Genomic DNA, 18458 nt, shown 5'->3' with positions numbered 1-18458 from the left:
AGTCACTCACCGGCGGGGCTCCGCCAGCGTCGGGACCGCGCGTTCCAGGCGTGCCGCCGACGGTCGAGTTCCGCCTCGACGGCCTCGTCGGCCGTGGCGTGAGCGGATCCGGCGGGCGAGAGGGCGGCCAGCTCCCGCTCGGCGTCGAGGTGCCTGTTCAGGAGCGCGTCGCCGGTCAACTCGGTGTCCCACGCTGCCCGTTCGAGAGCGTCGGGCGTGAAGGTCATCCCGGTGTTCCAGCCGACCAGGCGGGCCATGTGGTGCGGCCGCACGCCTGTCCACAGGAAGGACGGCTGACGCGCCCTCGCGGCCCGCAGGACCCGCCACCAGCTGCCGTCGAGTCGCTGCTCGCGCAGCCGGTACAGCAGCCGCGCCGTGGCGACGCCGGCCGTCGGTACCGCTTGCTCCGGGGCCGCGGCCAAGGTGTCCACGAGGTCGACCGGACACGACAGAACGGTCCCGATGCGCCGCAGGTCATGCCCCGCGGTCATGGCCCGTTCAAGCCCGGTCAGGTACGCGTCGAGGACCCGCTCGCACCGCCGTGTGCCGCAGATCAGTGTGACGTCCACGTGCAGGCCCCGGGCCAGGCACTCCTCGACGGCCTCGACGCCCGCGTCCGTGGCGGGAATCTGCACCAGGAGGTTGTCCCGGCCCACGGCGGCACGCAGCTCGCACGCGGCCGACACCAGTCCCGCACGGTCATGGGCGAGCGCCGGGTCGAGCGGCGCCGACACCTGCCCGGTGGGGCCACCACCCGGCGCGGCCGGCTCACCGAGGCGCTCGCACAGCGGGGTCACGGCGCTGAGGTCGGGCGGTACGTCGCCGGGCAGGGCCACGCCGGTCACGGAGCCCCGAGTGACGGCGAGGGCGTACGGCAGAAGCCGCGCCGTCCCGGCACGCGTCGCGTGATCCGGCGTCAACCATGACTGGACGCCCTCGGCCGCGAGCTGCTCCGTGAATCCGATCGCCGTTTGGCTGATCATGCGCCAGAGCCTAGGCAGGGACCCCCGGCGCGGCCAGTGGCGTCTCCGTCCTATGTCACTTTGCCCGCTGCCGCGGCCACTGCACCCACAACTTCGTCAGGTCGCTGCGCGCGCAGGTCACATCCACCGTGCGTGGAACGGCACTTGACGAAGTCGGCCCCAGGGCGCGCAGCCGACTCGGTCGTCGCCCTAACTTCGTGTTGTCGCCGACGAGGGCGGGCTCCACGGAGCACCCCGCCGGCCCGGCATGACGACCATGCCCGCGGAGCCCACGGGGCCGCTCCGCCATTCGTACCGAAACAGAAGGACGAGGTCCGATGCTCTATCGGAACGCTCATGAACTGGTCCTGGACAGCGTCTTCCTGGACCTCGAGCAGTTCATCCCCCATGTAGATCTCAAACTCAAGATCGAAGGCCTCAACCCGGCAGGATCAATCAAGATCAAGGCGGCGGTCGGTCTTATCGAGGACGCCGAGCTCAAGGGACTCCTGAAACCGGGCGGACGAGTCATCGAATCGTCCTCCGGGAACCTCGGCATCGCCCTCAGCTCCGTGTGCGCCGCGCGTGGCTACTCCTTCACCTGTGTCGTCGACCCGAACACCTCGAAGCAGAGCCTCGGACTGATGGAGGCATTCGGCGCGGATGTCGTCCTGGTGACCGCGCGCGACGCCAACGGCGGCTATCTGCAGACCCGGATCGACTACATCCAGGAGCGGCTGAGCGAGGACTCCGAACTGGTCTGGCCGAACCAGTACGCCAACCCGGCCAATCCGAGGGCCCACTACGAGCGAACGGCCGCCTCCATCGTCCGGCAGGCCGCCGAACAGGAGTGGCGGATCGACCACCTCTTCATCGGCGCCGGTACCACCGGAACCCTGATGGGCTGCACCGACTACTTCCGGGAGCACTCGCCGCACACCCGGATCGTCGCCGTGGACTCGCTGGGCTCGGTGACCTTCGGCGCGGCGCCCGGAAAGCGCCACATTCCCGGTCTCGGCACCAGCAGGCGGCCCGAGATATTCAAGGACGGGCGGGTCGACGAGGCCATCCTGATCCCGGAGTTCGAGGCCGTACGGATGTGCCGGCGACTCGCCGCGGAGCGCGGAATCGCCCTCGGAGGCTCGACGGGATCGGTCCTCGCCGCCGTCGAGCGCGACCGCGACCGCATCGAGCCGGGCTCCCTGGTGATGGCCATCGCGCCCGATATCGGCGACCGCTATCTCGACACGATCTACGACGACGTCTGGATCTACGAGCGGTTCGGCCGCCTCGATCCCGGCCCGCGCAGTTCCCGGACCGCGGACCGGAACACGTACCAGAACACCGAAGCGGAACTGGGGCGCGACGCCGCCCTGGCGATGAAGGGATAACCCATGTTCGAGTTCAGTGTCATCGGCGGAAAGGCCGCCCGGGACATCATCGGGCGCAACCGCAAGCAGATCGTCGAGGAAGTCCGGGCCACCTATCTAGCACATGAGGACGGCGACTCCATCAACCCCAACAGCTACTTCCTGCGCTTCCCCGACAAGCCGGACAGCCGCATCATCGCCCTGCCCGCCTATCTCGGCGGCGAGTACAACGTGGCCGGCATCAAGTGGATCAGCAGCTTCCCCGGCAACATCAAGAACAAGGTGCCCCGCGCCTCCGCGGCCCTGCTGCTCAACGACTACGAGACCGGCTATCCGTTCGCCTGCCTGGAGGCGTCCCAGATCAGCGCGGCCCGTACCGCGGCCTCCGCGGTCCTCGCCGCCCAGGAGCTGACCGGTTCGCGCACCGTCAAGCGGCTGACCATCGTGGGCGCCGGGATCATCGCCCGCAACATCCTGGAGTTCTTCAAGGCCCAGGACTGGGAAGCCGAAGACCTCGTCATCCACGACCGACTCCCCGAGTACGGCGCGGCGTTCGCCGACTACGCCGCCACGGAACTCGGCTACGCGGCACGCACCGAGGGCGACTTCAAGGCCGCGGTGGACGGCGCCGACCTGGTGGTGTTCGCGACCACCGCGGGCGAGCCCTACGTCCTCGACCCCAAGGCGTTCGCCCCCGGCCAGGTCGTCCTGAACGTCTCGCTGCGCGACATCGCCCCCGAGATCGTCGTCGACGCGCAGAACATCCTCGACGACATCGGCCATTGCATGACGGCCAACACCTCCCCGCACCTGGCGGAACAGAAGTACGGCCACCGCGACTTCATCGACGGCACCCTCGCCCAGGTCATCCGCGGCGAGGTCGAGCCGGCCGCCGACAAGCCGGTCATCTTCTCCCCGTTCGGCCTCGGGGTGCTCGACCTCGCGGTCGGCACCTTCGTCTACCGCACGGCAGTGCAGTCCGGCGAAGCCGTCGAGATCTCCGACTTCTTCGGCGAAACGCAGCGGTGGTAACCGTGGAATTCCTCCCCACCGAGGCGGAGTTGCCGGTCGGCGTCAGCGTCATCGGGCTCGGCTCACGCGGCATCGGCGTACTCGAACGCATCATCACCCTGACCTCACTCCCCGAGTGGGGCAGCCGCCCCCTCACTGTCGACCTCGTCGACCCGGCCTGCGACGGGGTCGGCCTGCACGACACAAGTCAGCCCGACTATCTGCTGCTCAACACCGTATGCAGCCAGGTCTCCCCGTTCCCCGGTGAGGCCACCGTCGGCGCCCATGTCGGCGACCGCGGCCCCACCCTGTACGAGTGGGTGAGCGAGCGCGGACTGCGTATCGCCGACGACGGATTCACCCTCGGTGAGCAGGGCCGCGAGATACGCCCCGACGACTATCTGCCACGGCGGATCCTCGGCGAGTACCTCAGCTGGTTCCTGCAGCGCACCCTCGACCGCGCCTCCGCGCACCTGAACATCCGGCTGCACCCGACCACGGCGATCGAGCTGACCGAGGCGGGCGACGGACTGCGCGCCATCACCCTGGACAACGGCACGGTGCTGCGCAGCCGGTACGTCTTCCTCACCACGGGCCACACGCCGCCGGCGGCCACGCGGTCGCCCGGCGAGCACCGGCGGATCCGTACGCCCTATCCGCCGGCCCGGCAGTTCGCCGAGGTCCGCCCCGAGCACACCGTCGCTCTCGCCGGCACCGGCCTGTCCGGGATGGACGCGCTGGCCGCTCTCACCCTGGGCCGCGGCGGGCGCTACAACACGGCGGGGGAGTACCTGCCCGGCGGCCACGAGCCGAGCATCCTGCTGTTCTCCCGTACCGGGCTGCCGTTCCGCGCCCGGCCCGCGGTGGCCCGCGATGGTGCCTTCACTCCGCTCGCACTCAACAAGCGGGGCATCGACCGGCTGCGCGCCGACTCGGCCGATGGCACGCTCAGCCTGCACGGCGATCTGGTGCCGCTGGTGTGTGCCGAGATGCGGATCGCCTTCCACCGCCGCTGCGCCGCCCTCACCGGCAGCGCCGCCGAACTCGCCACCGAGGAGGCGCTGCGGGCCGCGGCCCACGCGGGCACCCTGGGCGCCGAACTGGTCCGCCTCGATGCCGAACACCTCGCGGCTTACGGTCAGTTCTCCGCCGAACAAGTACTGTTCCCCGCTCTCGGCGGCCTGAAGGACAGCACGGACTACCAGGACCGGTATACCGCCGCCCTGGAGGCCGACCTCGTCGAGGCCACCAAGGGCCTGGGCGCGAGCCCGCTCAAGTCCGCCATCGAGGTGCTGCGCGACCAGCGGGACGTGCTCCGGTACGCGGTCGACTTCGGCGGCCTCGACGAGAAGTCGCACGACGAGTTCTACGGCTCGTTCACCGCCGACCTCAACCGTGCGGTGACCGGCCCGCAGCTGGACCGGCACCGTGAGCTGCTCGCACTGATCCACGCCGGTGTCGTACGCGTGCCCTTCGGGCCCGAGCCGGAACTGGACTGGGACGAGCCGACGCGTTCCTGGCGGCTGTCGGCGACCCGATTCACCGAGCCGCACAGCGAGCACGCGGACTGGCTGTGCCACGCAACCTCGGGCCAGCCCGACGTGGCTGCCACCGGCAGCGCGCTCCTCGTGGACCTGCGTGAGAGCGGCCGCATCCGCCGCCACCGCGCCGAAGCGCGCAGCAGCCGCGGTGTCGACATCACCCCCGGCCAGCACCCGGTGGGCCGGGACGCGGACGTCGACGAGCAGATGTGGATCCTCGGTCCGCTCTGCGAGGGCGCCACGTTCTACAACCACTACGTCCCCTCACCCGGCGGAGTGAGCCGCGCGCTCCTGGACGCGGACCGCACGGTCCGCGCCATGCTCGACGCGGCCCGCCGGACCGGCGAGAGCCGACTCACCCCCGCGGAGGCCGTCCGATGAACGCAGCCCTGGCCACCTTGCCGATCCTGGTGACCCTCGGCCTGCTCGCGGCCAAGGTCCGTGCGCTGTACGCCGCCCTCGCCGCCCTGGGCGCCGCGGCGGCTCTCACCGCCGCGGTGTTCCACACCCCGCTCACCGAACTCGCCGACGCCCAGCTGCACATGCTGCCCACGCTCGTCGAGCTGGCCGGGATCCTGTTCGGCGGCATCCTGCTCAGCGAGCTGATGTCGCGCACCGGGGCCCAGGCCCGGCTCGGCGACCGGCTCGGCGGCGCCAGCGGTCCGCAGAGCCGCGCGGTGCTGCTCGTGGTGTTCGGCGTGACACCGTTCGCCGAGTCGCTCACCGGGTTCGGCATCGGTGTCGTCGTCGCCATCCCGCTCCTGCGCCGCCTCGGCCTCACTCCGGCCAAGGCCGCCGTCGTCGGCCTGCTCGGCCTGGTCACCGTGCCCTGGGGCTCGCTCGCCCCGGGCAGTCTGGTCTCCGCCGAACTGGGCGGCGTCGACTTCCAGGAGCTCGGCGTCGTCTCCGCCCTGCTGTCCGCGCCCGTCTTCCTGATCTGCGGCGCCGCGGCCCTGGCGGTGGCCTTCGGGGCCCGCCGTGCGGTGGCCGCCACTGGTGAACTGCTCCTCGCCACCGGCACGTTGTGGCTCACGGTGTGGGCGGTCAACACCTTCATCGGGGTGCCGCTCGCCGGCGTACTCGGTGGTCTCGCCACCATCGCGGTCCTGCTGCTCGTCTCGCGCTGCCAGTCGCGCTTCCGGTCGCGTCAGGACCGTACGTACACGGCCGGCGAGCGTCCCGAGGCCGTGGGCCGCGCCCTCGCGCCGTACGCCTTCCTCGTGCTCGGCCTGCTCGTCGGGCGGGGCGCGCTGAGCGCGGCGGGCATCCAGGAGGGCTGGTGGACCGTGGTCGCCGGGCCCGCCGGCTGGCTTCTGCTGACCACGGCGCTCACCCCGCGCCTGCTCGGCACCGCGGGCGATGTGCTGCCCGAAGCGGCCCGCTCCGCCACATCCCGGTGGTGGCAGGTCACCCTGACCACCGCGATCTTCCTGATCTTGGGCGCCCTGCTCACGGTGACCGGCATGAGCAGGGAAATGGCCGAGGCCTGCGCCGCCCTGGGCCCCGCCTACCTGATGCTCTCCCCCTGGATCGGCGCGGTCGGCGGCTTCCTGGCAGGCTCCAACACCGGTGCCAACGCGATGTTCGCCGCCAGCCAGAGCGCCGCCGCGCAGGCCCTCGGCTACCCCGCGCTCCAGCTCGTCGGCATCCAGAACGTCAGCGCCGCGCTGGCCTCCGCGGGCTCGGTGGCCCGCGTGGTCCTGGCCGCCGAGCTGGCTACGAACACTCCTGGCCCCGTTGCTTCTTCGGACCAGGCGAAGAAGCCGTCGGCGCGGCCCGCGGCTCCCTCGGGCACCGCGACGGCGGTATGTGAGGCGACCGAGACGACCTCGTCACCGACGTCCGCGGAGGACACCCCCGTCGACACTGGACGGGTCCTGCGCACCGTACTCGCTGCACACGCCGCGGTGTTCCTGGTGCTCGGCGTAATCGCCCTGCTCTGGCAGTGACCCACCCACCCACTGCCCTCGCACTCACCCGTTCCCAGCGGCCGCGAAGGCCGCCCTCAACCGGAGGCATCACGTTGCCCAGGCCCGTCGTACTGATCGCCGATCAACTCTCCCCCGCAACCGTCGACGCACTCGGCCCTGACATCGAGGTCCGCCGCTGCGACGGCACCGACCGCGGGCAGCTCCTGGCGGCCGTCGCCGATGCCGACGCGCTCCTGGTGCGCAGCAGTACCCAGGCCGACGCCGAAGTGATCGGCACGGCACGTCGTTTGAAGGTGGTCGGGCGAGCCGGAGTCGGCCTCGACAACGTCGACATCCCCGCCGCCACCGCCGCCGGTGTGCTGGTCGTCAACGCACCGGCCGCCAATGTGGTCAGCGCCGCGGAGATGACCTGCGCCCTGATCCTGGCGGCGGCCCGGAACCTGCCGCAGGCGGCAGGCGCGCTGCGCCAGGGCGCTTGGCAGCGCAGCCGCTTCACCGGTGTGGAACTGGCAGGCAAGACCCTCGGCGTGGTGGGTTTCGGCCGCATCGGCCGACTCGTCGCCAGGCGTCTCGCCGCGTTCGACATGTCGGTCATCGCGTACGACCCCTACGTGACCTCCACCGACGACGGGACGCCCCTGGTCACGCTCGACGAACTCCTGGACCGGGCCGACTTCGTGACGGTCCACCTGCCCAGAACTGCCGAGACCGTGGGTCTGATCGGCGCGGCCGAACTGCGCCGTGCCAAGCCGACCGCGTACATGATCAATGTCGCGCGCGGGGGCATCATCGACGAGGCCGCGCTCCACGCGGCCCTGAGCGACGGGGAGATCGCGGGGGCCGCCCTCGACGTCTTCGACGAGGAGCCCTGCACCGGCTCGCCGCTGCTCGCCATGGACAACGTCATCGCCACCCCGCACCTGGGAGCGGGCACCACGGAGGCCCAGGAGAAGGCGGGCGTCACGGTCGCCGAGTCGGTCGTACGAGCCCTCGCCGGTGGGCCGGTGCCGGACGCGGCGAATGTCCCGGACCGGGCCTTCGAGGAGATCGACCGGCTGAGCCTCGCGGAGGCCACCCGCTGAACCCGGCGTTCGCGGCGCCGCCGGGCTCCGCCCAGTGCACCGCGATCACCGCCGCGTGCTGCGGGGTGGCGCCGATCGAGTGGACTTCTTGGCACCGGGACGGGCGGTCGGGCGCGCCTCGCGGGCCGAGGTGGTGATGTTCGTGACGTCCACCCCCCGTCAGGAAGAGGCACCCTCGAATGAGACCTTCCACCTCCCGGACCTCCCGCCGTACGCTCTGCGCAGCGCTGCTCGTCGCGTCCTTGTGGGCGCCGGCGGTGGCCCATCCCGCCGCGGCCGATCAGCGGCCGGTCAGCGCTCACCCCGACAAGGGCGACTGCCCGAACAGCCTGGGACGGGGGCTCACGTCCCGCCTCGACAAGGCCATGAACGACGTCGGCAAGAAGGCGGACATCCCCGGGGCCGTCGTCGGTCTGTGGATGCCGGGCAAGGGCTGCTACGTCCGGTCCATGGGCGTCGCCGACACCAGGACCGGCCGGCCGATGACCGCCGACTCCTTCGTCCGGATCGGCAGCGAGACCAAGACGTTCACCGTCACCGCGCTGCTGGAGCTCGTGGACGAGGGCCGGGTCAAGCTGGACGATCCGATCTCCAAGTACGTCAAGGGCGTGCCCAAGGGTCACCGCATCACGCTGCGTCAGCTCGCGGAGATGCGCAGCGGTCTGTTCCCCTACACCGAGGACGCCGGCTTCATCCGCGACCTGCTGAGCGACCCGCAGCGCACCTTCACCCCCCGCCAGTCCCTCGCGTACGGCTTCAAGCACCGCAACACCTTCGCCCCGGGCAAGAAATTCCAGTACTCCAACACCAACCTCGTCCTGCTGGGCCTGGTGATCGAGAAGGTGACCGGCCGCCCGCTCGCCGACGTCATCCACCACCGCGTGCTGCACCCGGCGCACCTGCGCAACACACTGTTCCCGCGGGGCAACGAGTTCCCCCACCCGCACCCGCGCGGCTACACCAACCAGACCCTGAGCGGTGAGGTCGCGGACGCGACGAACTGGAACCCCAGCTGGGCCTGGGCGGCGGGGGCGATGATCTCGAACCTGCACGATCTGCGGCTCTGGGCCAAGTCCGTCGCCACCGGGCAGCTGCTCAGCCCCGAGACCCAGAAGCAGCGGCTCAAGACGCTGCCCACCGGCATCCCCGGGACCACGTACGGTCTCGGCATCCTCAAGACCCACGGCTGGATCGGGCACAACGGCTCCATCCCGGGCTACGAGACCGTGACGGTCTACCTGCCCTCGAAGAAGGCCACCCTGGTGATCATGATGAACACCGACATCACGAGCCAGGGCCAGGAGCCGTCCACCCTGCTCGCCCGCGCGATCACAGCGGTCGCCACCCCGAAGAACGTCTACGACGGCTCGGCCACCGCGCCGTAGCCGGCTCCCGGGCGGGCCCTTTGGCCCGCCCCTACAGCCAGTCCCGCCGCTTGAAGATGAAGTACAGACTCACGCACACCACGGCCATCAGGCCGATCGCGAACGGATAGCCGAACGTCCAGTGCAGCTCCGGCATCTCGTCGAAGTTCATGCCGTAGATCGTTCCCACCAACGTGGGGGCAAACAGAATGGCCGCCCACGAGGAGATCTTTTTGATCTCCTCGTTCTGCTCGAACCCCGCCTCCGCCAGCGCCCGCATCTCCGCGTTCTGCTGTTGCGTGACCAGCGTGGAATTGACCGTGAGGATGTCCGCCAGGGCCTGGCGGAAGCCGTCGACGCGTTCGCTGGTGTGTGTGACGTGGTCGGCCACGTCTCGTAGGTAGCGCTGGAGTTCCTCGTCGGTGCGGTACTTCGCGAAGCCCGCCATCAGGGAGTGCAGCATCGTTACCAGGGGGCGGGTCGCGCGTTGGAACTCGACCATTTCCCGGGAGAGTTCGTAGATGCGGCGGGAGACCTCCGGGTCACCCCTGAAGACCTCGGTCTCGATCTCGTCGATGTCGTTCTGGACACCGGCCACGACCGGGGCGTATCCGTCGACCACCGCGTCCAGGATCGCGTACAGGACCGCCTCCGGGCCGAGCTTGAGGAGTTCCGGGCTCTCCTCCATGCGGCGGCGTACGCCGGTCAGGTCCGGGGCGGCTCCGTGGCGCACCGTGATGACGAAGTCGGGCCCGACGAACACGTGCAGTTCGCCGAAGTCGACCTCCTCCGGGGCGTCCAGGTAGCGGGCCGCGCGCAGGACGACGAAGAGAGTTTCTCCGTAGCGTTCCAGCTTCGGCCGCTGGTGGGCCTCCATCGCGTCCTCGACGGCCAGCTCGTGCAGGTCGAACTCGGCAGCCAGGGAGAGGAGTTCGGCCTCCGTCGGGCGGGCGAGGCCGATCCATGCCATGCCGTCGCGCTGCTCGCGCTGCTCGCGCTGCTCGCGCTGCTCGCGCAGCTCCCGGAAGGTGTCGGCCAGGGAGACGGGCGTCGCTACGCGGACCCCGTCCCGGTAGAGCGCGGCCTGCACGACGCTCGCGGTGTCCGGCGGCGCGGGGGAGGGGGACGCGGGCGTCGCTTCGGGGTTTCCGGAGTCCCCGTTCCCGGATGCCGAACCGGCCCTGGCCGGTGCTGCCGTGCGCCGCCAGCCGTGCCTCTTCGCGCTCGGTACGGGCCGGGGCCGGCGCTCCGCCATGTTGGCTGCCTCCCATGTCGGACGGCGTCGACTGATGTCGAACGTGTGTGCTGACGGCTTCGAAGCAGGGTATCCGAAGCAGGATATACGCCTCAAAAGTCGCGAGCGTGACGACATCTCGATGCCTTTCCGCGGCCTCGGAGCTCCTTCGGCCTTCCTCGGCCTTCCTCGACCTTCCTCGGCCTCCTTCGCCCCTTCGATGTCCTTGCGGACAGCACGTGTCCGCAAGCCCCGCTAGCGTGCGGAGCATGACGACGAAGTCGGGCACCCAGCCGAACACCGCCAGCGCCCCCGCCGATGCCACCGGCCCCGTTCTCAGCACCCGCGCCCTCAACCGCGCCACCCTCGAACGCCAACTCCTCCTGTGCCGCTCGACCGACCTCTCCGTCGATGCCGCCGTCGCCCACCTCCTCGGCCTCCAGGCGCAGAACGTGAAACCGCCCTACTACGCGCTCGCCGCCCGGCTCGAAGGGTTCGACCCGGAGGGCCTGTCCGGGCGCCTTGCCTCGCGCGACCTCGTACGCATCGTCACCATGCGCTCCACCATCCACCTGCACACCGCCGACGACGCCCTCTCCCTGCGCCCGCTCGTGCAGGCCGCGCGCAGCCGTGAGCTGAACACCTTCCGCAAGGGGTTGACCGGCGTCGACCTGGAGGAGCTCGCGTCGATCGCCCGTGCCGCCGTCGAGGACGAGCCACGGACCATGAAGCAGCTGCGGGAGGCCCTGCTGCCCCGCTGGCCCGACGCCGACCCGCAGTCGCTCGCCGTCGCCGCCCGCTGCTTGCTGCCACTGGTCCAGGTCACCCCGCGCGGCCTGTGGCGGCGCAGTGGGCAGGTCGCGCTCACCACCGTCGAGCACTGGCTCGGCCGCCCGAGCCAGCCGGCGCCCGCGCCCGACGCCACCGTTCTGCGCTACCTCGCCGCCTTCGGGCCCGCATCCGTCAAGGACATGCAGACCTGGGCCGGGCTGACGCGGCTGCGGGACACCTTCGAGCGGCTCCGGCCCCAACTGCGTACGTTCCGTGACGAGAACGGCGTCGAGCTCTTCGACCTCCCCGACGCGCCACGCCCCGACGCGGACACCCCGGCTCCGGCGCGCTTCCTGCCCGAGTTCGACAACCTCCTGCTGTCGCACGCCGACCGGAGCCGGATCGTGCCGCCCGAGTACAAGGGCCGTACGTGGAAGGGGAACATCGCCTACAACGTCTTCCTGGTCGACGGGTTCCTGGCGGGCGTCTGGCGCGTGGAGGAGAGCGACCCCGCTCCCGTCCTCACCATCGAGCCCTTCGGCACCCTCACCAAGGCGCAGCGGCGCGAACTCACCGATGATGCCGAGCAGTTGATGACCGGACCCTTGCACCGCGCCACCACGTACGACATCCGCTTCGGCCCGGTCATCGAGCGCTGAGCCGCCTGCTCAGTCCGCCCGGCCCGTCGCCGCCACCGTCACGCCGAGCCCGATCATCGTGACGCCCCCGGCGCCGCCGATCATCGAAAGGCGCCGCTCCGAGCGCGCGAACCACGTACGGGCCGCGGACGCGGTCAGCCCCCACAGGGTGTCCGTGACGAGGCCGATGCTGATCGGGACAAGACCGAGGAGCAGCATCTGCGCGGGCAGATGACCCGCCGAGTGGTCGACGAACTGGGGCAGCACCGCCGCGAAGAACACGATGCCCTTCGGGTTCGTCACGCCGACGAGCGCGCCGTCCATGAACGTGCGCAGGTCGGTGCGTGCTTCCGAGGATGACGCCGTTCCCATTGACTGGGCCCGCATCTCCTTGCGGTGCCGAAAGGCCTGCACACCGAGGAAGACCAGGTAGGCGGCGCCCGCGAGCTTCACCGCCATGAACACCGCGGCCGACCGCTCGACGAGCGATCCGACGCCGAACGCGACCGTGACGACCAGGACGTACGACCCGAGGACGTTGCCGAGCGCCGTCGCCACGGCGGTACGCCGGCCATGGGCCAGAGCCCGGCCGATCACGAACAGGACGCTCGGTCCCGGGATCACGATCACCAGCAGGGACATCGCCGCGAAAGCGAGAACACGGTCCATGGACACCATGCCCATCACCTCCTCCGCGGCCCATTCAATCCGGCGTTGCCGTCGCCGCGTAAGGCGCCGTCGCTACGTTAGTTGAGGTCGCCGCGTTAGTTGAGGTCGCCGCGTAAGGCGCCCGTCTTCGAACAGTGGCTCCGAGGGCTCACGGCAGCAGCCCCGCCCTCCGCGCCGCAACCACCGCCTCCAGCCTCGTGTGCGCCCCCAACTTCCGCATCGCCGACCGCAGATACCCCTTCACCGTCTCCGGCCGCAGCCCGAGCCGCTCCGCCGCCACCGCGTTCGTCACGCCCCCGGCCACGCACGCCAGGACGTCCACCTCGCGCGGCGCGAGGGACACCGAATGCTCCCGTCCCGGCGGCAGCGTGGCCGCCGAGGCCAACCGGCCGCACACCGCCAGTATTTCCGCCCGCAAGGCGGGCTCGGAGATCCGCGGGGCGAGGCCCCGCAGCGCGCTGTGCGCCTCGCGGACCTGTTCCCAGGACGGCCCCGCGTCCGACGACTGCGGCTCCCGCGCAGCCACGAGGAGCTCGTGCACCTCGTCACGTACGACAAGGGCCTGCTCCACGTCCCGCGCAGCCGCCACCGCAGCCGACAGCGTCCGGTCGCCCAGCGGCTGGGCCGAGCGCAGGGCCCCGTACAGAACGCCCCGTACCCTGCGCCGTACCACCACCGGCACCGCGAGCACCGAGCGCAGGCCCTCCGCGGCCACCGCGGAGTCGTACTCATGGCTGATGTGGCGCGAGTCGTGGTAATCGGTGACCGCGCAGGGGCGCGAGAGGGCGACCGCCTTGCCGCCGAGACCGTTACCGGACGACACCGCGAGCCCGGACAGCGCACGCGTCCCCGTGCCCGTCAGCTCGCCGATGCGCACCTGCCGCTGCTGCCCCTCGACGAGGCCCCCGAAGGCCACCGGCAGACCCGTGCCGCGCCGCAGCCGCACCAGCGCGGCCCGCATCTCGACCGCCTCGCCTCCGTCAGCCGCCACGCGCAAGACCTTTCACTTCGGGACACCCCCGTCCGGGGGTGGTGAGACCGCATCACGAATTACACGATGTTACGTAGCGTCCGGCAATGACTCCGGCGAAGAGCCCGGCGAAGGTGCCGGGTATCCGGGTATCGGACCGGCGACGAGGAGAGCGCAATGACGACGACGGGCACCAGCGGCACGGAACAGTTCCGCACGGCTCGGGACTTCCTGCTGCGGCATCGGGAGGACTACGAGGCTGCGTACGCGGGTTTCAGCTGGCCTCGGTTCGAGCGGTTCAACTGGGCGCTGGACTGGTTCGACGCGATCGCCGAGGACAATGACCGCACGGCGCTCCATATCGCCGAGGAGGGCGGGGGAGAGGAGCGGTTCAGCTACGCGGAACTGTCGGTGCGCTCGAACCAGGTGGCCAACTGGCTGCGCGCGCAGGGCGTCGAGGCGGGCGACCGGATCCTGGTGATGCTCGGCAATCAGGTGGAGCTGTGGGAGACGGCGCTCGCGGCGATGAAGCTGCGCGCGGTGATGATCCCGGCGACGCCGCTGCTCGGGACGGTGGATCTGCGGGACCGGATCGAGCGGGGCAGGGCGCGGCATGTGATCACGCGTGGGGAGGATGTAGGGAAGTTCGAGGGCGTTCCCGGCACGTACACAAGGATTGTGGTGGGTGAGGGCTCCGGCCCCTCGGGCCAGGACTCCCCGGGCCAGGACTCCCCGGGTGAGGACTCCCCGGGTGAGGACTGGCTGGCGTACGCGGACACGGCATCGGCCGCGCAAGACTTCGAGCCGGACGGCCCCACAGAGGCCGACGACCCGTTGATGCTGTACTTCACCTCGGGCACGACGTCGCAGCCGAAGCTGGTGGAGCACACCCATGTGTCGTACCCGGTGGGCCACTTGGCAACGATGTACTGGATCGGCCTCAAGCCCGGCGACGTCCACCTGAACATCTCATCTCCCGGCTGGGCCAAACACGCGTGGTCGAACCTCTTCGCACCGTGGAACGCGGAGGCGACGGTCTTCATCTACAACTACACGCGCTTCGACGCGGGCAGCCTGATGGCGGAGATGGACCGCGTGGGTGTCACCAGCTTCTGTGCGCCGCCGACGGTATGGCGGATGTTGATCCAGGCGGACCTGGGCCAACTGCGTACGCCACCAAGGGAGATCGTGGCGGCAGGTGAGCCGCTGAACCCCGAGGTGATCGAGGCGGTGAACCGCGCCTGGGGCGTGACGATCCGGGACGGCTTCGGCCAGACGGAGACCGCGGTCCAGGTGTCCAACTCCCCTGGCCAGCGCCTGACCCCCGGCTCGATGGGCCGCCCGAGCCCCGGCTACCGGGTCACGCTCCTGGACCCGGTCACGGGCGAGCCGGGAGCGGCGGAGGGTGAAATCTCCCTGGACCTCTCTAAGCGGCCGGTCGGCCTGATGACCGGCTACCACGGCGACGCGCAGCGCACCGCCGAGGCGATGGCGGACGGCTACTACCGCACGGGCGACATCGGTTCGCTCGACGCCGAGGGGTACCTCACGTATGTGGGTCGGAGTGATGACGTCTTCAAGTCCTCCGACTACAAGGTGTCCCCTTTCGAGCTGGAGAGCGCGCTGCTGGAGCACGAGGCAGTGGTAGAGGCCGCGGTGGTGCCCGCGCCGGACGAGCTGCGGCTGGCCGTTCCGAAGGCGTACGTCGTGCTGGCGAAGGGCTGGGCGCCGGGCGAGGAAACGGCAGAGGCGATCTTCGAGTACACGCGATCGGTGCTGGCTCCCTATAAGCGCATCCGGCGCATCGAATTCACGGAGGAGCTGCCCAAGACCATCTCGGGCAAGATCCGACGGGTCGACCTGCGGGAGCGGACGGCGTCGGGGGCGGCGGATGAGTGGCTGGAGCGCGGCAAGCGCTGATTTCTTTCAGAGCAGGGTCGCCCAAGGTCATTGCGCTTTCGGGGCGGGCTCTGGCTGACGTATGTGCGTGCGGCTTGCCGGTGGGCGCGCTGGTTGCTGGTTCCCGTCGGCGTCGCGGGGGTGCCGGGCCGGCCGTGGGGCGGTCGGAACCGGGGGAGGTTCTGGGCGCGGTGCGACCGGGGCGTGCCCATGCGGTCCGTCGACGCGGTGAGGCACTCGCTTGCCGCGTCACGCCCGCCACCTCGGACAACGCCGTTTCCTTCAATCGCGGAGCTCTGACCCCCGACGAGGGCAGCCCGGTAGAACCGGAACACGGCTCGTGCAAGGGCCCCTAGCTCAGCCTGCGACGCGCACGCCGGAACGCGGCCTGGCTGGATTGGCCAAGGCCGCGTTCTCGTCATCCGGTCGCCCTCGTACGGTCAAGCGCCTAGTTGATCTCACTGGCTGTCGTCGCATCCAGAAGGATCAAGGAGACAAGGGCGCTAGTGGCCAGGATGACGATGCAGGCGCCGATCACCAGACGGTGAACTCCACGAGCGGCGGGTCCAGTTTGGTCGCGAACCGGGCAATAGGAGAGCGACTCGCGCAGCCCGTCCGCCTCGACCACGCGCGCTTGGCGAGCGGGTTGGCCAGGATCACCTTCGGCTCCGAGCCGAACGGCTGCTGCACGGCCGACGGCTCTCGCCTCCCTTCAGGCGCGCAAGGGTCGACGAAGCGCAGACCCCCGGGTCACACTTGCTGCCGTGCGTCACAAGGCCCGCGTGGGGTGTGCTCGGAGTGACCTCCGTCTCCGCCCGTTCGGGCTGGATGGCGAGCCGCGCGAGGAGGACTTCCGGTGAGCGAACTGTCGTATGCCCACGGTGTCAGTGAGACACCGCTGCTCGGTGACACCATCGGGCGCAATCTCGACCGGGCGATCGAGGCCTGGCCCGAGCGGGACGCTCTGGTGGACGTGGCGGCCGGGACGCGCTGGACGTACGCCGAATTCGGTGCCGCCGTCGAGCAGTTGGCGCGGGGGTTCCTTGGGGTCGGGGTCGCCAAGGGGGATCGTGTCGGCATCTGGGCGGTGAACTGTGCCGAGTGGGTGCTCGTGCAGTACGCCACCGCGCGGATCGGCGCGGTCATGGTGAACATCAACCCGGCTTATCGTGCGCATGAGTTGGAGTACGTGCTCAAGCAGGCCGGGGTGAGTGTTCTCGTCGCCTCGCAGTCGCACAAGACCAGCGACTACCGGGCGTTGGTGGAACAAGTGCGGTCCAGTTGTCCCGATCTGCGGTCCGTCCACTACATCGGGGACGGGTCGTGGGACGAGCTCCTGTATGCGTCCGCCGCCGCCACGGTCGAGCAACTCGCCGCGCGCGAAGCCGAGTTGAGCGGTGATGACCCGGTCAACATCCAGTACACCTCCGGCACGACCGGCTTCCCCAAGGGGGCCACGCTCTCCCACCACAACATCCTCAACAACGGCTACTGGGTGGGTCGTACGGTCGGCTACACGGAGCAGGACCGGGTGTGCCTCCCCGTGCCCTTCTACCACTGCTTCGGGATGGTCATGGGTAATCTTGGTGCCACATCCCATGGCGCCTGCATCGTCATCCCGGCGCCGTCCTTCGATCCGGTCGCCACGCTGCACGCGGTGGAGCGCGAGCGCTGTACCTCGCTGTACGGCGTACCGACGATGTTCATCGCGGAGCTGAACCTCTCCGACTTCGCGACGTACGACCTGAGTTCGCTGCGCACCGGCATCATGGCGGGCTCGCCCTGCCCGGTCGAGGTCATGAAGCGCGTGGTCGCCGAGATGCACATGGAGGAGGTCTCCATCTGTTACGGCATGACGGAGACCTCCCCGGTCTCGACGCAGACCCGCCGCACGGACGACCTGGAGCGGCGGACGGGCACGGTGGGTCGCGTGCTGCCGCACATCGAGGTGAAGGTGGTCGACCCGGTCAGCGGAGTGACGCTGCCGCGCGGCGCGTCCGGCGAGCTGTGTACGCGCGGCTACAGCGTGATGCTCGGCTACTGGAACGAGCCCGAGCGGACGGCCGAGGTGATCGACGCCGGGCGGTGGATGCACACCGGGGACCTGGCGGTGATGAGGGAGGACGGGTACGTCCAGATCGTCGGCCGCATCAAGGACATGATCATCCGGGGTGGCGAGAACATCTATCCGCGGGAGATCGAGGAGTTTCTGTACGGCCATCCGAAGATCGCCGACGTCCAGGTGGTGGGCGTCCCCGACGAGCGCTACGGGGAGGTTCCGCTCGCCTGCGTGATCCTGCGGGACGCGGAGGATCCGCTGACGACGGAGGAGCTGCGGGCCTTCTGCGAGGGGCAGTTGGCGCACTACAAGATCCCCGCCGGGCTGCGGATCCTGGAGAGCTTCCCCATGACGGTGTCCGGGAAGGTGCGGAAGATCGAGCTCAGGGAGCGGTACGGGGCTTGAGCTCGCGGCGCATGGCCACGCGTGGCCAGCGGTCGAGACCGAGCTCGGACTCGTGGGCGCGGATCTTCCGTAGCCCCAGGGTGAGTTCGGCCTCGCCGAGCACGCGGAATCCGATGCGGGCGTAGTACGGGGCGTTCCAGGGGACATCCGCGAAGGTGGTCAGGGTGAGGGCTTCCCTGCCCGCTTCGCGGGCGCGGTCGGCCGCGTGCTCGATCAGTGCCTGGCCGATGCGGTGGCGCGCCGCTCGGGGGTGCACGGAGATCTGCTCGATGTGTTCCGCCGCGTCCACGGGTTCGGTGAGCAGGTACGCCTGCGGGGTCCCGTCCCTGCTTTCGCCGGCCTGGGGCGCCATTGCCACCCAGGCTCCGCCCGCGCTGCGGAAGCCTTCCAGGACCTCGATGCTGGGGGGCTCGTCTTCGGCGATCGCTGCCATGCCGATGGCTCGGAAGGGTTCGCCTGCGGCGCGTTCGATGGCTTGGAGGGTGGGGAGGTCGGCGCGGGTGGCTCGGCGGATGCGCATCTCGTGAGTATGCCTGGCTCTCGGTCAGCGGC

The 18458-nt window shown here is 70.2% G+C and carries 14 protein-coding genes and 1 pseudogene; 9 read left to right on the top strand and 6 right to left on the bottom strand.

The features are described 5' to 3' along the window. Positions 1–2 precede the first annotated feature (2 nt). The gene (locus AC5P1C_RS00735) at positions 3–983 is read right to left on the bottom strand and encodes a transaldolase family protein (RefSeq protein ID WP_493863647.1); all 981 of its coding nucleotides are present in this window, start codon (positions 981–983) and stop codon (positions 3–5) included. A gap of 317 nt (positions 984–1300) precedes the next feature. Here AC5P1C_RS00735 and sbnA point away from each other — a divergent pair, with 317 nt between their 5' ends. From sbnA to AC5P1C_RS00705, 6 genes and pseudogenes are all read left to right on the top strand, one after another. After that, positions 1301–2353, top strand: coding sequence for a 2,3-diaminopropionate biosynthesis protein SbnA (gene sbnA, locus AC5P1C_RS00730; RefSeq protein ID WP_493863646.1), 1053 nt, complete (start codon positions 1301–1303; stop codon positions 2351–2353). A 3-nt stretch (positions 2354–2356) separates the two neighbouring features. Beyond that, positions 2357–3364 (top strand): 2,3-diaminopropionate biosynthesis protein SbnB, encoded by a 1008-nt coding sequence (sbnB, locus tag AC5P1C_RS00725; RefSeq protein ID WP_493863645.1) that lies wholly within the window; start codon positions 2357–2359, stop codon positions 3362–3364. 2 nt (positions 3365–3366) lie between these two features. Continuing rightward, positions 3367–5265: an FAD/NAD(P)-binding protein gene (locus AC5P1C_RS00720; protein ID WP_493863644.1), complete on the top strand. Its 1899-nt coding sequence runs from the start codon at positions 3367–3369 to the stop codon at positions 5263–5265. After that, positions 5262–6833 carry an L-lactate permease gene (locus tag AC5P1C_RS00715; protein ID WP_493863643.1) on the top strand — a complete coding sequence of 524 codons (1572 nt, stop codon included), beginning with the start codon at positions 5262–5264 and terminating at the stop codon, positions 6831–6833. Before AC5P1C_RS00720 ends, AC5P1C_RS00715 begins: the two co-directional genes overlap by 4 nt. A gap of 74 nt (positions 6834–6907) precedes the next feature. Beyond that, positions 6908–7840, top strand: a pseudogene (locus AC5P1C_RS00710) (hydroxyacid dehydrogenase); the annotation flags it as partial. A gap of 236 nt (positions 7841–8076) precedes the next feature. Then, entirely contained in the window at positions 8077–9282 is a 1206-nt protein-coding gene (locus AC5P1C_RS00705; protein ID WP_493863642.1) for a serine hydrolase domain-containing protein, read from the top strand. A gap of 31 nt (positions 9283–9313) precedes the next feature. Here the strand turns inward: AC5P1C_RS00705 and AC5P1C_RS00700 are convergent, their stop codons facing one another. Continuing rightward, positions 9314–10516 carry a magnesium and cobalt transport protein CorA gene (locus AC5P1C_RS00700; protein WP_493863641.1) on the bottom strand — a complete coding sequence of 401 codons (1203 nt, stop codon included), beginning with the start codon at positions 10514–10516 and terminating at the stop codon, positions 9314–9316. Positions 10517–10764: 248 nt separating this feature from the next. Between AC5P1C_RS00700 and AC5P1C_RS00695 the strand changes: the two genes are divergently transcribed. Beyond that, positions 10765–11925, top strand: coding sequence for a winged helix DNA-binding domain-containing protein (locus tag AC5P1C_RS00695; RefSeq protein WP_493863640.1), 1161 nt, complete (start codon positions 10765–10767; stop codon positions 11923–11925). A gap of 9 nt (positions 11926–11934) precedes the next feature. Here the strand turns inward: AC5P1C_RS00695 and AC5P1C_RS00690 are convergent, their stop codons facing one another. Both AC5P1C_RS00690 and AC5P1C_RS00685 read right to left on the bottom strand, forming a co-directional pair. Beyond that, a complete protein-coding gene (locus tag AC5P1C_RS00690; protein WP_493863639.1) occupies positions 11935–12582 on the bottom strand; it encodes a LysE family translocator in 648 nt (215 codons plus the stop codon). A 139-nt stretch (positions 12583–12721) separates the two neighbouring features. Further along, a complete protein-coding gene (locus AC5P1C_RS00685; RefSeq protein ID WP_493863638.1) occupies positions 12722–13564 on the bottom strand; it encodes a helix-turn-helix transcriptional regulator in 843 nt (280 codons plus the stop codon). 156 nt (positions 13565–13720) lie between these two features. Here AC5P1C_RS00685 and AC5P1C_RS00680 point away from each other — a divergent pair, with 156 nt between their 5' ends. Then, entirely contained in the window at positions 13721–15463 is a 1743-nt protein-coding gene (locus AC5P1C_RS00680; RefSeq protein ID WP_493863637.1) for an AMP-binding protein, read from the top strand. Positions 15464–15976: 513 nt separating this feature from the next. Here the strand turns inward: AC5P1C_RS00680 and AC5P1C_RS00675 are convergent. Continuing rightward, positions 15977–16132 carry a hypothetical protein gene (locus AC5P1C_RS00675; RefSeq protein WP_493863636.1) on the bottom strand — a complete coding sequence of 52 codons (156 nt, stop codon included), beginning with the start codon at positions 16130–16132 and terminating at the stop codon, positions 15977–15979. 166 nt (positions 16133–16298) lie between these two features. Between AC5P1C_RS00675 and AC5P1C_RS00670 the strand changes: the two genes are divergently transcribed. Continuing rightward, complete coding sequence (locus AC5P1C_RS00670) at positions 16299–17906, top strand: AMP-binding protein (protein ID WP_493863635.1); 1608 nt, start codon at positions 16299–16301, stop codon at positions 17904–17906. Here the strand turns inward: AC5P1C_RS00670 and AC5P1C_RS00665 are convergent. Further along, complete coding sequence (locus AC5P1C_RS00665; RefSeq protein ID WP_493863634.1) at positions 17884–18426, bottom strand: GNAT family N-acetyltransferase; 543 nt, start codon at positions 18424–18426, stop codon at positions 17884–17886. The two genes, AC5P1C_RS00670 and AC5P1C_RS00665, sit on opposite strands and share 23 nt — an antisense overlap. Between the last annotated feature and the right edge of the window lie 32 nt (positions 18427–18458).

This window comes from Streptomyces sp. A18 (assembly GCF_059026065.1).
Note: the sequence above shows the minus strand (reverse complement) of the source record. Positions and strands in the feature narration are given on the sequence as shown.

Bases quoted from the DNA above. Each gene is read 5' to 3' on its own strand.
- AC5P1C_RS00680 (WP_493863637.1), top strand. From the start codon at position 13,721: ATGACGACGACGGGCACCAGCGGCACGGAACAGTTCCGCACGGCTCGG.
- AC5P1C_RS00705 (WP_493863642.1), top strand. From the start codon at position 8,077: ATGAGACCTTCCACCTCCCGGACCTCCCGCCGTACGCTCTGCGCAGCG.
- AC5P1C_RS00695 (WP_493863640.1), top strand. From the start codon at position 10,765: ATGACGACGAAGTCGGGCACCCAGCCGAACACCGCCAGCGCCCCCGCC.
- sbnA (WP_493863646.1), top strand. From the start codon at position 1,301: ATGCTCTATCGGAACGCTCATGAACTGGTCCTGGACAGCGTCTTCCTG.
- AC5P1C_RS00665 (WP_493863634.1), bottom strand. From the start codon at position 18,426: ATGCGCATCCGCCGAGCCACCCGCGCCGACCTCCCCACCCTCCAAGCC.
- AC5P1C_RS00715 (WP_493863643.1), top strand. From the start codon at position 5,262: ATGAACGCAGCCCTGGCCACCTTGCCGATCCTGGTGACCCTCGGCCTG.
- AC5P1C_RS00690 (WP_493863639.1), bottom strand. From the start codon at position 12,582: ATGGTGTCCATGGACCGTGTTCTCGCTTTCGCGGCGATGTCCCTGCTG.
- AC5P1C_RS00700 (WP_493863641.1), bottom strand. From the start codon at position 10,516: ATGGCGGAGCGCCGGCCCCGGCCCGTACCGAGCGCGAAGAGGCACGGC.
- AC5P1C_RS00735 (WP_493863647.1), bottom strand. From the start codon at position 983: ATGATCAGCCAAACGGCGATCGGATTCACGGAGCAGCTCGCGGCCGAG.
- sbnB (WP_493863645.1), top strand. From the start codon at position 2,357: ATGTTCGAGTTCAGTGTCATCGGCGGAAAGGCCGCCCGGGACATCATC.